The 16,927-nt window shown below is 36.1% G+C and carries 18 protein-coding genes, 1 CRISPR repeat array and 1 riboswitch (1 of these 20 only partly in view); all 18 genes read left to right on the top strand.

The genetic code is table 11. The features are described 5' to 3' along the window. The first annotated feature begins 19 nt into the window (after nucleotides 1-19). The 18 genes from dnaX to csn2-St all read left to right on the top strand — a co-directional run bounded on the left by dnaX (nucleotide 20) and on the right by csn2-St (nucleotide 16,243). Complete coding sequence (dnaX, locus tag U8519_RS03945; protein WP_334329034.1) at nucleotides 20-1,747, top strand: DNA polymerase III subunit gamma/tau; 1,728 nt, start codon at nucleotides 20-22, stop codon at nucleotides 1,745-1,747. A gap of 51 nt (nucleotides 1,748-1,798) precedes the next feature. After that, nucleotides 1,799-2,107, top strand: coding sequence for a YbaB/EbfC family nucleoid-associated protein (locus U8519_RS03940; protein WP_442892128.1), 309 nt, complete (start codon nucleotides 1,799-1,801; stop codon nucleotides 2,105-2,107). Nucleotides 2,108-2,110: 3 nt separating this feature from the next. After that, nucleotides 2,111-2,710: a recombination mediator RecR gene (gene recR / locus U8519_RS03935; RefSeq protein WP_334329032.1), complete on the top strand. Its 600-nt coding sequence runs from the start codon at nucleotides 2,111-2,113 to the stop codon at nucleotides 2,708-2,710. Nucleotide 2,711: 1 nt separating this feature from the next. Next, nucleotides 2,712-2,999: a YaaL family protein gene (locus tag U8519_RS03930; protein WP_334329031.1), complete on the top strand. Its 288-nt coding sequence runs from the start codon at nucleotides 2,712-2,714 to the stop codon at nucleotides 2,997-2,999. Between the two features lie 227 nt (nucleotides 3,000-3,226). Then, nucleotides 3,227-3,877, top strand: coding sequence for a dTMP kinase (gene tmk, locus U8519_RS03925; RefSeq protein ID WP_334329030.1), 651 nt, complete (start codon nucleotides 3,227-3,229; stop codon nucleotides 3,875-3,877). 1 nt (nucleotide 3,878) lies between these two features. Beyond that, nucleotides 3,879-4,202 (top strand): cyclic-di-AMP receptor, encoded by a 324-nt coding sequence (locus U8519_RS03920; protein ID WP_334329029.1) that lies wholly within the window; start codon nucleotides 3,879-3,881, stop codon nucleotides 4,200-4,202. A 3-nt stretch (nucleotides 4,203-4,205) separates the two neighbouring features. Then, on the top strand, nucleotides 4,206-5,159 hold the full coding sequence (locus U8519_RS03915) for a DNA polymerase III subunit delta' (protein ID WP_334329028.1): 954 nt from the start codon (nucleotides 4,206-4,208) through the stop codon (nucleotides 5,157-5,159). 11 nt (nucleotides 5,160-5,170) lie between these two features. Next, nucleotides 5,171-5,524 carry an initiation control protein YabA gene (locus U8519_RS03910; RefSeq protein ID WP_334329027.1) on the top strand — a complete coding sequence of 118 codons (354 nt, stop codon included), beginning with the start codon at nucleotides 5,171-5,173 and terminating at the stop codon, nucleotides 5,522-5,524. A gap of 13 nt (nucleotides 5,525-5,537) precedes the next feature. Continuing rightward, complete coding sequence (gene rsmI, locus U8519_RS03905) at nucleotides 5,538-6,410, top strand: 16S rRNA (cytidine(1402)-2'-O)-methyltransferase (protein WP_334329026.1); 873 nt, start codon at nucleotides 5,538-5,540, stop codon at nucleotides 6,408-6,410. A 1-nt stretch (nucleotide 6,411) separates the two neighbouring features. After that, entirely contained in the window at nucleotides 6,412-7,149 is a 738-nt protein-coding gene (locus U8519_RS03900) for an acyl-[acyl-carrier-protein] thioesterase (protein WP_334329025.1), read from the top strand. Between the two features lie 83 nt (nucleotides 7,150-7,232). Further along, nucleotides 7,233-7,329, top strand: a riboswitch (THF riboswitch). A gap of 69 nt (nucleotides 7,330-7,398) precedes the next feature. Further along, entirely contained in the window at nucleotides 7,399-7,923 is a 525-nt protein-coding gene (locus U8519_RS03895; protein WP_334329024.1) for a folate family ECF transporter S component, read from the top strand. Between the two features lie 98 nt (nucleotides 7,924-8,021). Next, nucleotides 8,022-8,744: a tRNA (adenosine(37)-N6)-threonylcarbamoyltransferase complex dimerization subunit type 1 TsaB gene (gene tsaB, locus U8519_RS03890; protein WP_334329023.1), complete on the top strand. Its 723-nt coding sequence runs from the start codon at nucleotides 8,022-8,024 to the stop codon at nucleotides 8,742-8,744. Continuing rightward, nucleotides 8,713-9,264 carry a ribosomal protein S18-alanine N-acetyltransferase gene (rimI, locus tag U8519_RS03885; RefSeq protein WP_334329022.1) on the top strand — a complete coding sequence of 184 codons (552 nt, stop codon included), beginning with the start codon at nucleotides 8,713-8,715 and terminating at the stop codon, nucleotides 9,262-9,264. Before tsaB ends, rimI begins: the two co-directional genes overlap by 32 nt. A 12-nt stretch (nucleotides 9,265-9,276) precedes the next feature. Next, a complete protein-coding gene (tsaD, locus tag U8519_RS03880; RefSeq protein ID WP_334329021.1) occupies nucleotides 9,277-10,290 on the top strand; it encodes a tRNA (adenosine(37)-N6)-threonylcarbamoyltransferase complex transferase subunit TsaD in 1,014 nt (337 codons plus the stop codon). Between the two features lie 136 nt (nucleotides 10,291-10,426). Next, nucleotides 10,427-13,822 (top strand): type II CRISPR RNA-guided endonuclease Cas9, encoded by a 3,396-nt coding sequence (gene cas9, locus U8519_RS03875; protein ID WP_334329020.1) that lies wholly within the window; start codon nucleotides 10,427-10,429, stop codon nucleotides 13,820-13,822. A gap of 173 nt (nucleotides 13,823-13,995) precedes the next feature. Next, nucleotides 13,996-14,904: a type II CRISPR-associated endonuclease Cas1 gene (cas1, locus tag U8519_RS03870; RefSeq protein WP_334329019.1), complete on the top strand. Its 909-nt coding sequence runs from the start codon at nucleotides 13,996-13,998 to the stop codon at nucleotides 14,902-14,904. 11 nt (nucleotides 14,905-14,915) lie between these two features. Next, entirely contained in the window at nucleotides 14,916-15,224 is a 309-nt protein-coding gene (gene cas2, locus U8519_RS03865) for a CRISPR-associated endonuclease Cas2 (RefSeq protein WP_334329502.1), read from the top strand. After that, on the top strand, nucleotides 15,221-16,243 hold the full coding sequence (gene csn2-St / locus U8519_RS03860; protein ID WP_334329018.1) for a CRISPR-associated protein Csn2-St: 1,023 nt from the start codon (nucleotides 15,221-15,223) through the stop codon (nucleotides 16,241-16,243). The genes cas2 and csn2-St overlap by 4 nt, the downstream gene beginning before the upstream one ends. Nucleotides 16,244-16,273: 30 nt before the next feature. Then, a CRISPR array of direct repeats spans nucleotides 16,274-16,927; the repeat unit is 36 nt; unit sequence GTTTCTGTACTCTTAAAGATTTAGCAATGATAAAAC; it runs 373 nt beyond the window's last position.

The raw sequence follows: 16,927 nt of genomic DNA, 5'->3' as shown, positions 1-16,927 counted from the left end.
GTTAAAGCAAGGAGGAAATATGGCATATCAAGCACTATATCGAGTTTGGCGTCCCCAAACTTTTTCAGATGTAATTGGTCAAGGTGTAATCACGCAAACCTTACGTAATGCTGTGGCAAGTAACATGACCAGTCATGCCTATTTATTCAGTGGTCCACGTGGTACTGGTAAAACTTCTTGTGCCAAGATATTAGCGAAGGCAGTTAACTGCCTGAATCCACATGATGGTGAGCCTTGTAATGAATGTGAAATCTGTAAGGCTGCGAATGAGAATCGTTTGAATGATGTGATTGAGATCGATGCCGCCTCCAATAACGGTGTTGAGGAGATCCGTGATATTCGTGATAAGGTCAAATATGCACCTACTGAAGCTAAGTTCAAAGTTTATATTATCGATGAGGTTCATATGCTTTCACAAGGTGCTTTTAATGCTTTACTGAAGACTCTGGAAGAACCACCTGAGAATGTTATGTTTATTCTCGCAACTACGGAGCCACAGAAGATTCCAGCAACAATTATTTCAAGAACTCAGAGTTTTACTTTTAGAAGAATTTCTCGTCAAGATATTCTTGATCGAATGGTTTACATCTTAAATGATAAGAACATCGAGTATGACGAAGAAGCTTTGAATATTATTGCTGCTTCTGCAGAAGGTGGAATGCGTGATGCCTTGAGTATTTTGGATCAAGCATTGTCATATGGTGATGATACCTTGACGTTGAAGAATGCTCAAGAAGTCACAGGAGCACTGAGTAACGAACAGATCGTATCGTATATGACGGCCATTGCTGACAATCGTCCTGCAGATGCCTTGACTAGTTTGTATCAGATTTTGGCTAGTGGTCGTTCAGCAGTCCGATTCACTGAAATGATAATTCGAGTTTGTCGTAATTTGATCTTGTACAATTCCAATTCTGACCTATCTCAACAGATGGATAAGTCAGTCATGACGGATGAATTATTGGCAATTGCCGATAAGTTCGATAATACTAGATTGTTTTATATTGTCGATCAAGTCAGTGCAACTCAGAAGAACCTGAAGAATTCCAATCAGACTGATGTTTATATGGAGATTTTAACTGTTAAGATCAGTGAACCTAAGGTTGAACAACAAATGATCACTACTGCTCAACCTCAAACAAACAATGAAGAGTCGGTGGATAATCATCGAGTAGATCAACTTGGTGATGAAATTGCTAATTTGAAACAAGAAGTAAAACAATTATCGAATCAGGCACCAGTACAAAATAATAATCAAAGATCGAATAATAAGCCTAAACGAAGCAGTAAAAAAGGAACTCATCTAAATAAAACGGCTATCTATCAAGTCCTAGAACATGCTACAAAAGCTGATCTGAATACGGCTAAGGATATTTGGCCGGATCTAATGAGTATGCTGTCGATCACTCAGAGATCGATCATGAGTATTTCTGAACCGGTGGCAGCTTCTAATGACGGAATCGTCGTTGCCTTTGATTATGAAATGTGGTTTGAAACAGCTCAAGATGGTTTCTTAGATGAATTGACTAATAATGTGGGCAAGTTGTTGAAGAAGGATTGCCAAGTTGTATTGGTACCAAAAGCCCAATGGCCAATAGTTCGAAAAGAATATATTGATAATAATATTGATTCTAACAAGAGTAACAATGTAGAATCTAAGTCAGAACAAAAAAAGACTGATCCCACAGTTGATGAAGCCTTGAAATTATTCGGTGACGATGGTGTGGTTGAAGTTAAAGATGATTAATAAAATAACTAATTAAAAGGAGAATTACTTATGAGTAAAGGAATGCCAAATATGGGTGGAATGGGTGGTAACATGGCCAATATCATGCGCCAAGCCCAAAAGATGCAAAAAGAAGTTGCAGCTGCTCAAGAACAATTAAGCCAAACAGATTATGAAGGACATTCAGTTGACGATTTTGCTATCGTTAAAATGAATGGTGACAAGAAAATCTTAGATATTAAAATCGATGAAAAGATTATTGATCCTGACGATCCTGATACATTGCAAGATATGCTTATCGATGCTTTGAATGATGGTATGGCCAAGGTCGACAAAGATAAAGATGCCAAGTTAGGTAAATACACAAACGGGTTGATGTAATCAATGAGATATCCAGAGCCAATTTCAAAATTAATTGATAGTTATATGATGTTGCCAGGAATTGGTCGCAAAACAGCGACAAGAATGGCGTTCTTTACATTAGGCATGGATAAGAGTCAGGTACAAGAATTTGCCGACAATCTTATGTCTGCTAAGAATGATTTAAAATTTTGTAAGATCTGTGGAAATATTACTACAGACGATATCTGTTCAATTTGTCGTGACAAGAATCGTGACCAATCAACAATCTTGGTTGTTGAGCAGCCAAAAGATATAATGTCATTGGATGATATGAATAGTTATAATGGTTTGTATCATGTCTTGGGGGGAGTTCTATCACCAGTTGATGGCGTAGGTCCTGAAGACTTGAACATCAAGCTATTGCTTAATCGTTTACGTGAAAATAGTAAAGTGCAGGAATTGATTATTGCTACAAACGCAACTCCAGAAGGAGAAGCAACAGCGCAATACTTAGCCAAACTGGTAAAACCGGCAGGTATAAAAGTAACTAGACTAGCTCATGGATTAGCCGTTGGATCAGACATTGAGTATGCCGATGAAATGACTTTGAAAAGTGCTGTTCTAGGTCGCAGGGAGATCTAACATGTTTGGTAGAAAAAAAGATAGTGTTGAAAAAATCGAAAATGATCGATTGATGGATAGTATTCATAGAATTCAACAACAGATCAGTAATTCGCAGCATATAATGAATAATTCACTAGAAGTTTCAGACGAGGCCAGATTACAATTAAGAATCGATCGTGCCAAGTATCAGTTCTTGTATTTAGAAGCCAGACGCCGCAAAGCACAGGCCAAACATACAACTGATATTATTTTTGGCGATGAAGATACATTTTTGAAACAACCTAGCCGAGCTGAGAAACATTGGTAGAGAGTGGAGAGGTGACGGGCAGACCATGAGCATTACCTAGGCTAAACAATGATGCGGTTTTGGCATCCTTGTTTAGGCGTAGTAAGCGCAGTGGTTGGTCACCTCGCAACTCGTTTTAGAACCCACAAAGTCGCTATCTACAAGTAGATAACGGCTTTTTCAATAGCTTGTTTACCAAAACAATATCAAGTAAAATAGAACCAATGTATTAAAAGGGAGAGTACTAGATGTCAGGTATATTTATATCATTCGAAGGTCCAGATGGAGCCGGTAAGACTACGGCCTTGAACGCACTGATTCCAATGTTGAAAGAACGTACAAGTAAGGAATTAGTTGAATCACGTGAACCTGGTGGCAGTGAAATAGCCGAACAGATCAGAAAAATCATATTGGCTGTTCACGATGAAAAAATGGATGATAGAACAGAAGCTTTATTATATGCAGCAGCTCGCAGACAGCATGTGGTCGATGTCATCAGGCCAGCTTTAGCTGCTGACAAGGTTTTGTTAAGTGATCGCTTTGTTGATAGCTCCATCGCTTACCAAGGTGGAGGCCGCAAGATAGGTACCAAAGAAGTGGCTGAAATCAATGATTTTGCAATTGAAGGTACTTTACCAGATTTGACAATTTATTTTGATATTTCACCAGAAGTTGGTCTATCTAGGATTCGTAAGGATCATGAAGGCGAAATGGATCGCTTAGAGCAAGAAGCTTTGAGCTTTCACAAGCGAGTTCACGACTCTTATCTTGACTTAGTAGCAGCTAATCCTGATAGAATAAAGAGTATCAATGCAGAACAGAAACCGGAAAAAGTTGTTTCCGATACATTAGAAGTAATTATTACGAGATTTCCAAACGTATTCGATGGAGGTAAATAAAATGAAAGTAATTTTAGCAATTGTTCAAGATAAAGATAGTCAACAATTACAGACACACTTAGTAAAGAGTGACTTCAGAGCAACACGTCTTCCTTCAACCGGTGGATTTTTGAAGTCCGGTAACTCAACTTTTATTATTGGTGTCGAAGATGATAAAGTTGATGCAGCGTTGGAAGTAATCAAGAAGACTTGTCATACTAGAACACAATATGTCACTTCAACATTTGCATTGCCAGAAGCCACAGGGATCAATGATCCAATCGAAGTCCAAGTCGGAGGAGCTACTTGTTTTATCCTACCTGTGGATAAATTTGTAAGATTTTAAACAATGGGAAACTTACTAAGCGAGCAGCCACGAGTACTGCATGAATTTCAGAAGATTATTCAGTCTAATATGTTGTCCCATGCTTATTTGATCGACAGTGCTTCATCGAAGATAAGGCAGCAGGTAGCGATTTGGTTAGCACAGAGTCAGTTCTGCGATAATTTGCAAGATGGGATGCCGGATCAAACTTGTCAAAAATGTCAGACGATAGCACTTGGGGATAATCCGGATGTTTTGGAAGTCAAAACAGATAAGCAAAGTATCGGTGTCGATGATATTAAATACTTCAAAAAAGAAGCTAATATGACAGCTACTCAAGGTAACCGTCGTATCTTGATCATCGATGAAGCTGAAAAAATGACTAACGCTGCCAGTAATAACTTGTTGAAGACTATCGAAGAACCTGAAGGCAATCTGATGATGATTTTGTTAGCAGATTCTGCTAAGCAAATGTTACAGACGATTCGTTCACGTGTTCAAATATTTCATCTATCTAACAGTAGTAATGAAGAAGAGATCGATAGTTTAGTTAAACTCGGATATAAAACTGAACAAGCACAGACAGCGTTAAAAATTTCTGATATCAAATTCTTACAGGCAACAACTGGTGAAAATTATCAACAACTGGCTGCTGCTTTGAACGTCTGGATGAAAGAATGCAATCAGAAAAAAATAAATAGTTTTATAGACGTACAGACTGATATAATGCCATTGGTGGAGAATAAGAGCCACCAGCATTTGGTTTTCGATATGATGAATCAGATGTTTAGTGATATATTATCAATTAGGTACAATTTAAATAAATCACTTCTTATTAAAGAAGATGTTCTTTCAAATAAAAGTATTCAACAGATCGTTAGTTTTTCGGATGAATTATTTAAGGCTGAAGAAATGTGGAAGAGTAACGTCGCATTTCAAGCAATTTTAGAGGATTTGTCATTAAAATTTGTGGGTTAGTAGGTGAGACAATGGCAGAAAAGGATTTGTATGACGAGTTTGCATCTATCTCTAATCAATTAGGTAGCTTGAGTAACCAAATTGATGCGCTCAAGGAACAACTATCGAAAGATTTGGAAGAAAAAGAAGAACTCAAGATGGAGAATCACAATCTTCGCAAACAATTGGAAAAACTTGGATATGAAGACAAGAGTTTTAACGAAAGTGAATTGCCTACTTCACGTTTGAACTTAGAGAAGTTGTACCACAAGGGTTTCCACGTGTGCCAACAATTTTATGGTTCTCATCGCAAAGAGAATGAAGAGTGTGTTTTCTGTCTCGGAGTAATTTACGGGCATCACAGTAAGCCGAATAAAAATAAGTAAGGGAGCATTTTGAATGAATGAACAAAGGAGTTTTGTTAATAATTCGAAGGGCTGCCTTTTTTTAGTGCCAACACCGATTGGCAACTTAGATGACATGACCTTTCGAGCCGTCAAAATTTTGCAAGACGCAGATTTGATCGCGGCAGAGGATACTAGAAATACGAAGAACCTATTGAATCATTTTGAGATCACGACAGACTTGATCAGTTTTCATGAACACAATACAGCACAACGAATCCCTGAGTTGATCGAAAAAATGAATTCAGGAATCAATATTGCTCAAGTGAGTGATGCTGGAACACCGTCGATCAGTGACCCTGGTAAGGAATTAGTTAAGGCCGCGATCGAAGCTGATATTGCCGTAGTTCCACTACCCGGTGCCAGTGCTTCAACCACCGCGCTCATTGCTTCTGGAATTGAACCACAACCGTTTTATTTCTATGGTTTCTTACCGCGTAAAGGTAAGGAACGCACGGAAGCACTTGAGGACTTATCACAACGGATCGAGACTTCGATTATTTATGAATCACCATATCGAGTTGTTAAGACAGTCGAAGATCTGAAGCGATTCTTTGGTGGAGACCGTCGAATAACTCTTGCCCGTGAGCTAACTAAGATTCACGAAGCATTCTTACGTGGGACTATCGATCAAGTGATCGAATATTATCAAGAACATGACCCCAAAGGTGAGTACGTTTTGATTTTATCAGGGAAGACGGTCGAAGAAGTTGAAGATATGTCTGACTCAGAGATCATCAATTCGATTGATTTATTGATTCAATCAGGCGAGAAGCCTAACAAAGCTATTAAAGAAGTGGCCAGTCAAAATGACCTCCGTAAACAGATCGTTTACAATTTATACCATGGAATTGGGAAGGAAGAATAAAGTGACAGAACAAATCTATTCACAGGAAATAGAATTTCCATTTTATTTCGCTAATTTAACGGGTGACATGCGTCTATCATCATTAGTCGATGCAATGTTATTGATCTCAGAGAAGCAATTACACGAGTCAGATTCTGATAGTTCAGAGATGGTCCAACGAGGATTAGGTTGGGTCGTCGTTCAATATCATATGGATATTAAAAAGATGCCCACTCTGGGTCAAAAACTAAAAGTAAGTACTCGTGCAACGAGTTATAACAAGTACTTCTTCTATCGTGATTTTTGGATCGATGACTTAGACGGCAACCGCATGGTCGATCTTTCCAGTGCCTTTGTTATTATTGATGTTAAAGCACGTAAGATGGTTAGTGCAGCTGATCAATTGACAGATTTCTTTGGAGCTGAAGAAATTACTAAGATCAAACGCTTTGCCCGCTTGCGTGAGCCAGAAGACTATGACATCAAGAAGAGTCAACATATTGGCTATTACAATATTGACGTTAATCGCCATGTGAATAATTCTTATTATTTTGATTGGATGGTTGATTCATTAGGAATCGACTTCGTGGAAAAGCATCGTGCTAAGAGTATGGATATTAAGTATGACAAGGAATTGAATATCCACAGTGAACCAGAAGTTTTCGCCAAGATCGATGAAGAGAACTTAACCACAACTCATTGGATCAAGAGTGATGGTGAATTGAACGCCGTTGCTAAGATAACTTGGGAAGAAAAATAATTATATCAAGTTATGAAAAAGGTTGTAAGCATAATCCTTAGGTCGAATTATTAACTTATGGTAATATGTTCAAGTAAAATATTTTTGGGGTAGGATTCAAAGCGTAAAGTGCCGGCGGAACGGAATGTGAACACCGGACGAAGAGCTATTGCTTGCGATTTTGTTTCCGCATTCGCCACTTTATATAGTTAGTTAATTCGTTAGCCTCTAGTTATATGTTGTGGCAGCTCCTACGAGGAGATGTCGTGAATGAATACGAAAAGTCGTGTTATCAATGTCCACGAAATGACGTGGATGGCTTTATTAATTGCAATGGAGATGGTTTTGAGCAAACTGTCGATCGGTAGCAATACCTTGAAGGTTGGCTTCAGCTTCATAGCAATAGGACTAATGGGATATTATTTTGGACCTTATAAGGCAGCAATCGCTAATGTGGTCGCTGATATTATTAGTAACGTAATAATGCCAGCACCGGGAGGTTTCTTCTGGGGCTTCACATTTTCAGCGTTAGTAGCTGGTCTGATCTATGGTTTTGTACTTTACAACCACAAGGTAACGATCTGGAGAACCTTCGTGGCTGTCTTGTTGATTACGGTGATCGTTAACACAGGATTGAACACGTTGTGGATTCAAATGATGACGAACTTGCCATATTGGACATTGTTAGTTCCAAGAATTCTCAAGGAATTATTTAGTTTAGTTTATCAAACAGGATTGTTATACTTGGTTCTTAAATGGATCAGCAATTCTAGATTTAATAGAATCGGCCGTTGATGGTCGATTTTTTTATTTCCAGAATGGATCCATGGTATAGTTCATTTTCGTTATATAATTATGTGGTAGAATATTCCTATTAAGATTGAGGGGATCATATGAAAATTTTAGCTTTTGATACATCAAATAAGCCATTAAGTGTTGCAGTTGTTGAGGATGGTAAGGTTCTCGCACACGTTGAATCTACTGAAAAGAAAACACATAGTATTACATTATTACCCGATATTCAAAAATCACTCGCAGATGCTGATTTATCAGTAAACGATATCGATCGAATTGCGGTTGCTGACGGTCCGGGATCTTACACTGGAGTAAGAATTGCAGTAACAGTTGCTAAGACATTAGCCTTTACTTTGAATAAACCCCTGGTAGGAATCTCTAGTTTACAATTACTAGCAGCTGACGGTAAGGAAGACAAACTCTGTGTTCCTTTGATGGATGCTAGAAACGATAATGCTTATGCAGGTGTGTATTTGAATAAACAAGGAGAGATCGTTAATATCGTTGAAGATCAACACATTACGATGAACAAATTGTTAGATTTATTACAGAACTATGATGAAGATAAGCTAGAATTCATTAATGCCACTCAAAGATTGACCGATTTGATAAGAGAGAAATATCCGACTGCCGATATCATGTCTGATGAAGATAGTTTGCCAGATGCAACTAAGTTGGCGAAGTTAGCAGAACATGCTGAAACCGTAAAAGATATTGATAGCTTTGTACCAACATACTTGCGCCTAACACAGGCTGAACATGATTGGTATGAAAAAGGTCACAAGGACGATGGCAATATTTCCTATGTTGAGGAAGTTTAAAGAAACACTTTGGCCAACAGGACATGTAGATAAGTATCCCTTTGAGCAACAGTCGGTTAGTATTGATGGTAGAAATTTCATACTGCGTAAATCGAATTCAAGTGATACTGGTGACTTTATGAATATTCAAGAAAAAGTTTATTCACAGCCAGTACCGTGGCCAGTTGATATCGTTGATATGGAATTGAGAAATAAAAATGCTTTGTATTTGTCACTAGTGGAAGATGCCACTTGTGTGGCATTTATTGGAGTGTCCTTGAAAAACAAAAACGAAGCTCATATTACTAACATTGCTGTAATGCCGGGATTACAACATCTAGGTATTGGACATTTGTTTTTAAATCAAGTATTTGATTATTGTCGTAAATATGAGTTCTCGTCCCTTTCACTTGAAGCAGATATTGAGAATGATTCTGCAATTAGTCTTTATCGAGCATTTGGGTTTAAAACTAGAACTATTCATGAGAAGTATTACTTTAGAAATCACCATGATGCTTTGGAGATGGTGGTGGATCTGTAGGTGGAAGAAATTTTGAAAAAAGATACATTGATATTATCGTTCGAGAGCAGTTGTGATGAGACCAGCGTAGCTGTTATTAAGAATGGTAAGGAAATATTATCAAATATAATTGCAACACAAATCAAGAGTCATCAACGATTCGGTGGAGTCGTTCCAGAAGTAGCCAGTCGTCATCACGTTGAGGAGATCACTCATTGTATCGATTTAGCAATGAGTGAAGCTGAAGTAACTTATGATGATATCGATGCAGTAGCTGTTACTTATGGACCAGGATTAGTTGGTTCATTACTGATTGGAATCATGGCCGCTAAGACAGTGGCGTTTGCCCATAACTTACCATTGATCAAAGTAAATCATTTGGCAGGTCATATTTATTCGGCTAACTTCGTAACAGATTTGAAGTACCCATTCATGGCCTTATTAGTGTCAGGTGGACATACTGAACTAGTATTGGTCACAGCTCCAGGAGAATTTAAGACTCTCGGAGATACGCGTGATGATGCTGTTGGTGAAGCCTATGACAAGATCGGTCGAGTACTAGGTATCAATTATCCTGCCGGTAAACAAGTCGACCAAATGGCTGCAGTCGGTAAAGATGTCTTTGATTTCCCACGTGCTATGGTTCAGGAAGATAACTTGGACTTCAGTTTTAGTGGTCTTAAGAGTGCCTTCATCAATCGTGTTCACCACGCTGATCAGGTGCATGAAGATTTGAACAAAGATGATCTTGCCGCCAGTTTCCAAGGAGCAGTACTTGATATTTTGAGTAATAAGACCTTCCGTGCCTTGAAGCAACATCCGGTTAATCAATTAGTTGTTGCTGGTGGAGTTGCTGCCAATCAAGGACTTCGCAAAAGATTAAAAGAAGAAATCGAAAAACGTCATTTGGACATGGAATTAGTTTTCCCGCCACTTAGACTTTGTGGTGACAATGCTGCTATGATCGGTGCCATTGCTCAGATTCAATTTGAAAAGGGTGATTTCGCCGATTTGAGTTTGAATTCGGATCCTAGTTTAGATTTTTAAGCAAAAAATAAATAGCTAATATATTGAGATTGTTTCTCAGTATATTAGCTATTTTTGTTTTTTATATACAATTTTTTACCGGTATAGTTATGATATATTAAACTTATATACTTCTATTGCCAGGGGGATAATTAAAATGGGCAGAAAAATTAGTTTAGGACTAGATATTGGTGTAGCTTCAGTTGGTTACAGTGTTATTGACATAGAAGCTGGGAAAATTATCGAACTAGGAGCTAGATTGTTTAATAGCAGTGTCGCTGCCGAGAATGAAACACGTAGAGGCATGCGTGGGGCGCGCCGATTAAGCAACCGTAAGAAGCAACGTAGAGAAGATGTTTTTAAGCTATTTAAAGAGTCTGGACTACTTAGTTCATCAGATGATCATTCATATTTTGATGAATTTGATAATAATGCCAACCCGTATGAATTGAGGGTAAAGGGGCTATCTAAGCGACTTACTAAGGAAGAATTGGCTACCGCTTTGTATAATTTGGTGAAACGTCGTGGTATTAGTTATGACTTAAAGGATGCTGATGATGAATCTGAAGGGACGGATTATGCCAATAGTCTTAAGTTGAATACTTTGGAATTAAAGGAAAAAACACCCGCAGAAATTCAACTTGCTAGATTAAATAAATATGGTGCGGTTCGTGGTAAAGTTTTAGCTGCCCCAGATGAAGACAACTCAGATGTTTTACTCAATGTATTTCCAACTAAGGAATTTGCTAAAGAAGCCAAGAAGATAATTGCGACACAACAAGAATATTATCCGGATATTTTAACCGATGACTTTGTTGAACAGTATCTTGAAATTTTAACAAGAAAGAGACAATACTTCGAAGGACCTGGTAGTGAAAAGTCTCGTACCGATTATGGTATCTACAAAGAAAATGGGCGCACACTTGATAACTTATTTGAAGAATTGATTGGTCACGATAAAATCTATCCGGATGAATTGCGTGCTTCAGCGGCATCTTACACGGCCCAGAAGTTTAATGTTTTGAATGATCTTAACAACTTGAGAATTTTAAATCACGAAGATCAAAAATTAACTACTGCCGAAAAGAACGAAATAATTGATCAATTGACTACGACTGAAAAATCTATTCGAATGATTAATTTAATTAAAAAAGTTGCTAAGTGTACAGATGATGATATCAAAGGATATCGGGTAGTTGACAAAGATAAACCTGAAATTAGTTCAATGCAGGTATACCGCAAAGTTAGAAAAGATTTCATAGCAGAAGGTATAGATATTACTCAATGGCCAATTGAATTTCTAGATGAATTGAGTTTTATTATTACTCTGAATACTGAAAATGGTGAAATCAGAGAACAACTGCATGATCGTTTGGCATCTAAATATGATTTTTTAAATGATAATTTGATTCAATTCATCATTGATCACAAAACAAGTTTTGATATTAAGAGTAATAACAAGTGGCATCGCTTCTCATTAAAAACGATGAATGTTTTGATTCCTGAAATGATCAAACGTCCGGTTGAACAAATGACGCTTATCAATGAAATGGGATTGATCAAAGATAATGGCAAACGTTTCGTTAACAATAAATATTTGCCATATAAAGAAATTGCTAAAGATATTTTTAATCCCGTGGCTTCTAAGGCTGTTCGAGAAGCATTGAAGATTGTTAATAAGATTATGAAGGATTATGGACATATTGATTACTTGGTTGTGGAAATGCCTAGGGATGCCAATGAGGATGAGGCTAAGAAACAAATTACTGATTTCCAAAAACGCAATAAGGCCGAAAAAGATAGTGCTTTGGTAGCTATTACGAATGATATTGGCAGTAAAAAAGAAGTTGACGATGCATTACGTGTGTATGGTGCAAAACTATTCTTTAAGATCAGACTTTGGTACCAACAAGATGGAATAGATCTATATAATGGAAAAGCCATTTCTGCAGCTGATTTGTTGAGAAATCCTGATAAGTTCGAAATCGATCACATTATTCCACAATCAATCTCATTGGATGACAGTATTAATAATAAGACACTTTGTTATGCGGATATGAATCAAGTCAAAGGACAGAATACTCCTTTAGGATTCATGTCTGAAGGTCATGGTCAAGGCTTTGACGTGATGAAAGCTATGGTGATGAAGAATAGTAAATTGACAGCTAAACGTAACAATTATCTGTTTGCTGAAGACATCAATGATATCGAGACTAGAAAGAGATTCATTGCCAGAAACTTAGTAGATACAAGATACTCTTCTAGAGTAGTTCTTAATAGCCTGCAAGATTTCTTTAAAGAGAAGGAAACAGGCACTAAAGTAACAGTTATCCGTGGTAAGTTCACTTCTAATATGCGTAAGCATTGGCATATCAATAAGACTAGAGAAACATTCCATCATCATGCTATTGACGCTTCGATTATAGCTGCAACACCATTCTTGAGAATTTGGAAGAAAGGTGCAAGCATGTTTCCAGTGAAAGTTGAAGGTAATAGTGTCGATATTGAAACTGGTGAAATACTAGACGATAAGAGCTTCGATAAAGAAGTCTATGAACAGCCCTCTAATGGTTTCGTTGATGAATTAATGAACGCTGATGATAGAATTAAGTTTTCTCATCAAGTCGATAAGAAGATGAATCGTAAAGTTAGTGATGCTACAATATATTCGACAAGAATGGGTAAGTTGGCTAAGGATAAGAAAGATTCTGAATATGTTCTGTCTAAGATCAAGAATATTTATGATGCTTCGGAATATGCTAAGTTTAAAAAATTGTATGACAAGGATAGTAGTAAATTCCTATTGGCAAAATATGACCCTCGTAGTTTTAAGAAGTTGGAAGATATTATGCAGCAGTATCCTGATAGTATTGAGACAATGCAAAGAAATGGTAAGATCAAACCAGTTGATATTTCACCATTTGAATTGTATCGCCGTGATCATGGTATGGTTAGAAAATATTCGAAGAAGGATAATGGTCCGTTTATTAAACAATTGAAGTATTTGGATAAAAAAATTGGATCAAATATCGATATTACTCCGAAAAATGCCAAGGGTAAGCACGTTATATTACAGAACTTGACTCCTTGGAGAACGGATGTTTATTTAAATCATGATACTGGTGAATATGAGATAATGGGTATAAAGTACTCAGATTTGAAATTTAATTCTTCTGAAGGATACGGTATAAAAAAAGAAAAATATTTAGAAATCAAAGACCGTGAAAAGGTGTCTGATGATTCTGAGTTTATGTTCACACTTTATCGAAAAAATAGAATTAAAGTAAAAAATATTAGTACAAATGAAAGCGTAGAAATGCTATTTTGGTCTCGTACTAAGGATAAATCTAAAGGATATGCGGAATTAAAACCAATTTTTAAATATAAAACAGATCCTGATGATGTGTGGCCAATCTATGGAACTGCAAAATCTCAAATTGTGAAAAGAATGATCCCAAAAGGATGCAAGATATGGAAGGTAAATACCGACATATTAGGAAACCCATTCTACATTGAAAAAGAAGGAAATGAACCTAAAGATATTCTTGATTAAAACACAGTGTATATGATATTATATTACCCGTAAGGGACGCCTTATAATGCATGCATTTTGTTTTATCATTGCTAAATCTTTAAGGATCTACAGAAATAAGGATTTATTCCGAATTTACCACCTATAGATATATAGGTGGTTTTTTTTATATAAAAATTTGGAGGATCAAGCTTATGGCATGGAGAATTGTACACATTAAGGAAGGGGATGTTTTGCGGTTAAGACTTGATAGTATCGAGATTTTTAAGTTAGATAATCCTTATCGTATTCCACTTTCAGATATTTCGATGATCGTATTAGAAGGTAATCGAACGACTATTACTACTAAGCTATTATCTAGATTAAGTGAGAATAATATTGGATTAGTCATTTGTGACGATAAGTATTTGCCAGTTGGGATGTACCTACCATATGGACAACATCACCACACAGCCAAACGTGTTATCAATCAGTCTAGTTGGACTGATGAACAAAAAGAAGATGTTTGGCAACGGGTTGTCAAACAAAAGATGGATAACCAAGTATCTTTCGCAAAGTATAAAGGTGTGGAGCAGGAACGTCTTGAACTGATGGAGGACCTAGTTAGTAATTTGGTTTCAGGAGATAAGACTAATCGAGAAGGACACGTTGCCAAAGTATATTTTGATTCATTGTATGGCAAGTCGTTTACCAGAGATGATGATTGCTTAGTTAATTATGCTATGAATTTTGGCTATGCTATTGTCAGATCATGTATGGCTAGGGTAGTAGTTGGTAGTGGACTTATTACAATGCTTGGTATATTCCATCATAATGAGTTCAATAGTTATAATTTAGCTGATGATCTTATGGAACCGTATCGTCCGTTAATGGATTATTGGATTAACAAATATGTTATCGATGATGAAGAATATCTTAGTTACGAATCGAGACGGAATATTATAAGTTTTATGCACAAGAATATTATTGTTAATGGTCAAAAAATGACAATTGATAATTCTATGCAAAACTTTGTTGCCAGCTTTATTTCGGCGATGGATAGTAGTGATCCAGATTCAATTTTAAAAATCGAACTTAAGAATTTTATAGGTGAAGAAAGTTGAAATATCAAAATATGAGATTATTATGTTTATTTGATTTACCCATGGATACTTCTGCTGAGAAGCGTCAATATAGAATTTTTAGAAAAGAATTATTAAGAAACGGATTTTCGATGTTACAGTATTCTGTTTACTACCGTGCTATTCAAAATCGATCAGCTGGTAAAAAATATGAACATGCTATTAGTAAATTTTTACCTGAGCACGGTGAAGTCAGACTTATTCCAGTAAGTGAAAAACAGTTCACTGACATGTCAGTTTTGGTCGGTAGCCGTAGTAAACAAGAGATTGTTGTTGGTAATAAGGACTTGGTGTTCATATGATATTAAAAGTAGAATTAGAAAACCAAAAATTTTTAGATATTGATTTTGATAACATAGCTTATCTGACAGGAAGTAATCAGAAAAATCTTTGGAAAGTATTCCGTAGTTTGTATTATTACTTTAATAAGAGACCGAGCTTAACTACTAATATTTACGGTGAAAACAACATCGAAGTATTACTTAATGATGATAAAGTATCGACTAGAAATACTGATGTGTACTTTATTCATGATCGAGAGAGTATTTATAATCAGATGTTGTATAAAAAAGGCAGCCTGTTGTACAACAACTTAAATGAATTAGATAGTGATTTTGAAATCAGTAAGATAATGGACAGCATGAACGATGATAATTTGAAATTAGAAATTGCTGTTCAAGATTATCTTAAGCAATTTTCTAATAACGTTCAGGTTGAATTCAGCGACTTTAATTATATGGACATATTGAAGAACTTTTTAACACTAAGTTACGAAGAAGATTCATTGACTTATCCATTGGAATTTATGGATACTGAGAGTTTACTTGATGAATTTTTAAATTTTGTAGAATTTGGACTGAAAAATAATGGTAGTCCAACTTGGGTAGTTTTGTACAACGTTGGTAACATTATTTCTGGTTCTGATGAATATGAGTTTATTAGTAACTTAAAAAAACTAGTAGAAAATTATGATTTAAAGATCATTATTATTAATCAAAATCTAGATAATGTTCCAATCGATGAGACCGACATTGAGAATATAACCATCTCAGCCAATGAATTTCATCAGTTATTACCGGTTGATGAATTGTTGAGATCCGTGAAGATGAGGTATCCGAATGAATTAGAAATAGAAACTTCAGAGTTTGTAGATTCGATTAAAAGAATTACCTCTTTAGTAGGAAATAATAAAAAGGTGCATATTGCGGGTAAAGATTTGGTATTATTAAAGGTAGTAAATGAGATTTTAAACTACGAGACGTCGTACACTTTAAATGATCATTTACTAACCAGTGCAGAAACCAAATTTTTAGAGAAATAGCGAATTGTATGTAATTTTTTTAAATTTGAGGTTTCTGTACTCTTAAAGATTTAGCAATGATAAAACTTTCAGGAGCAACTACCGGCGAAATGAGTAGTTTCTGTACTCTTAAAGATTTAGCAATGATAAAACGCATTGGACTGGATAATGTCTTTTTCCCCTGTTTCTGTACTCTTAAAGATTTAGCAATGATAAAACAAAAGAATTTTGGAATAAGAGGAGTGTGATGGTTTCTGTACTCTTAAAGATTTAGCAATGATAAAACTGTTGTAACAAGGTAATTCTCATCTCCGTAGTTTCTGTACTCTTAAAGATTTAGCAATGATAAAACATCACATTGCCTTATATGGAAAGGATTTTAGTTTCTGTACTCTTAAAGATTTAGCAATGATAAAACCATTTTAAAGTCATCTATAACTAGTAATCTGTTTCTGTACTCTTAAAGATTTAGCAATGATAAAACGGTCTATGATTATTTTGAGTACCTCTATTAGTTTCTGTACTCTTAAAGATTTAGCAATGATAAAACAAGGAAGCAAAGTGAAGAGCCATATCGTGAGTTTCTGTACTCTTAAAGATTTAGCAATGATAAAACCAAGAATGGCCAAAACAGTGTTAAAAATTCGTTTCTGTACTCTTAAAGATTTAGCAATGATAAAACTTGTTTAAGTGCTGAGGTTACTA

This window comes from Companilactobacillus sp. HBUAS59699, from assembly GCF_036913575.1.
Classification (GTDB): domain Bacteria; phylum Bacillota; class Bacilli; order Lactobacillales; family Lactobacillaceae; genus Companilactobacillus.
This window is presented reverse-complemented; position numbering and strand designations above follow the sequence as displayed.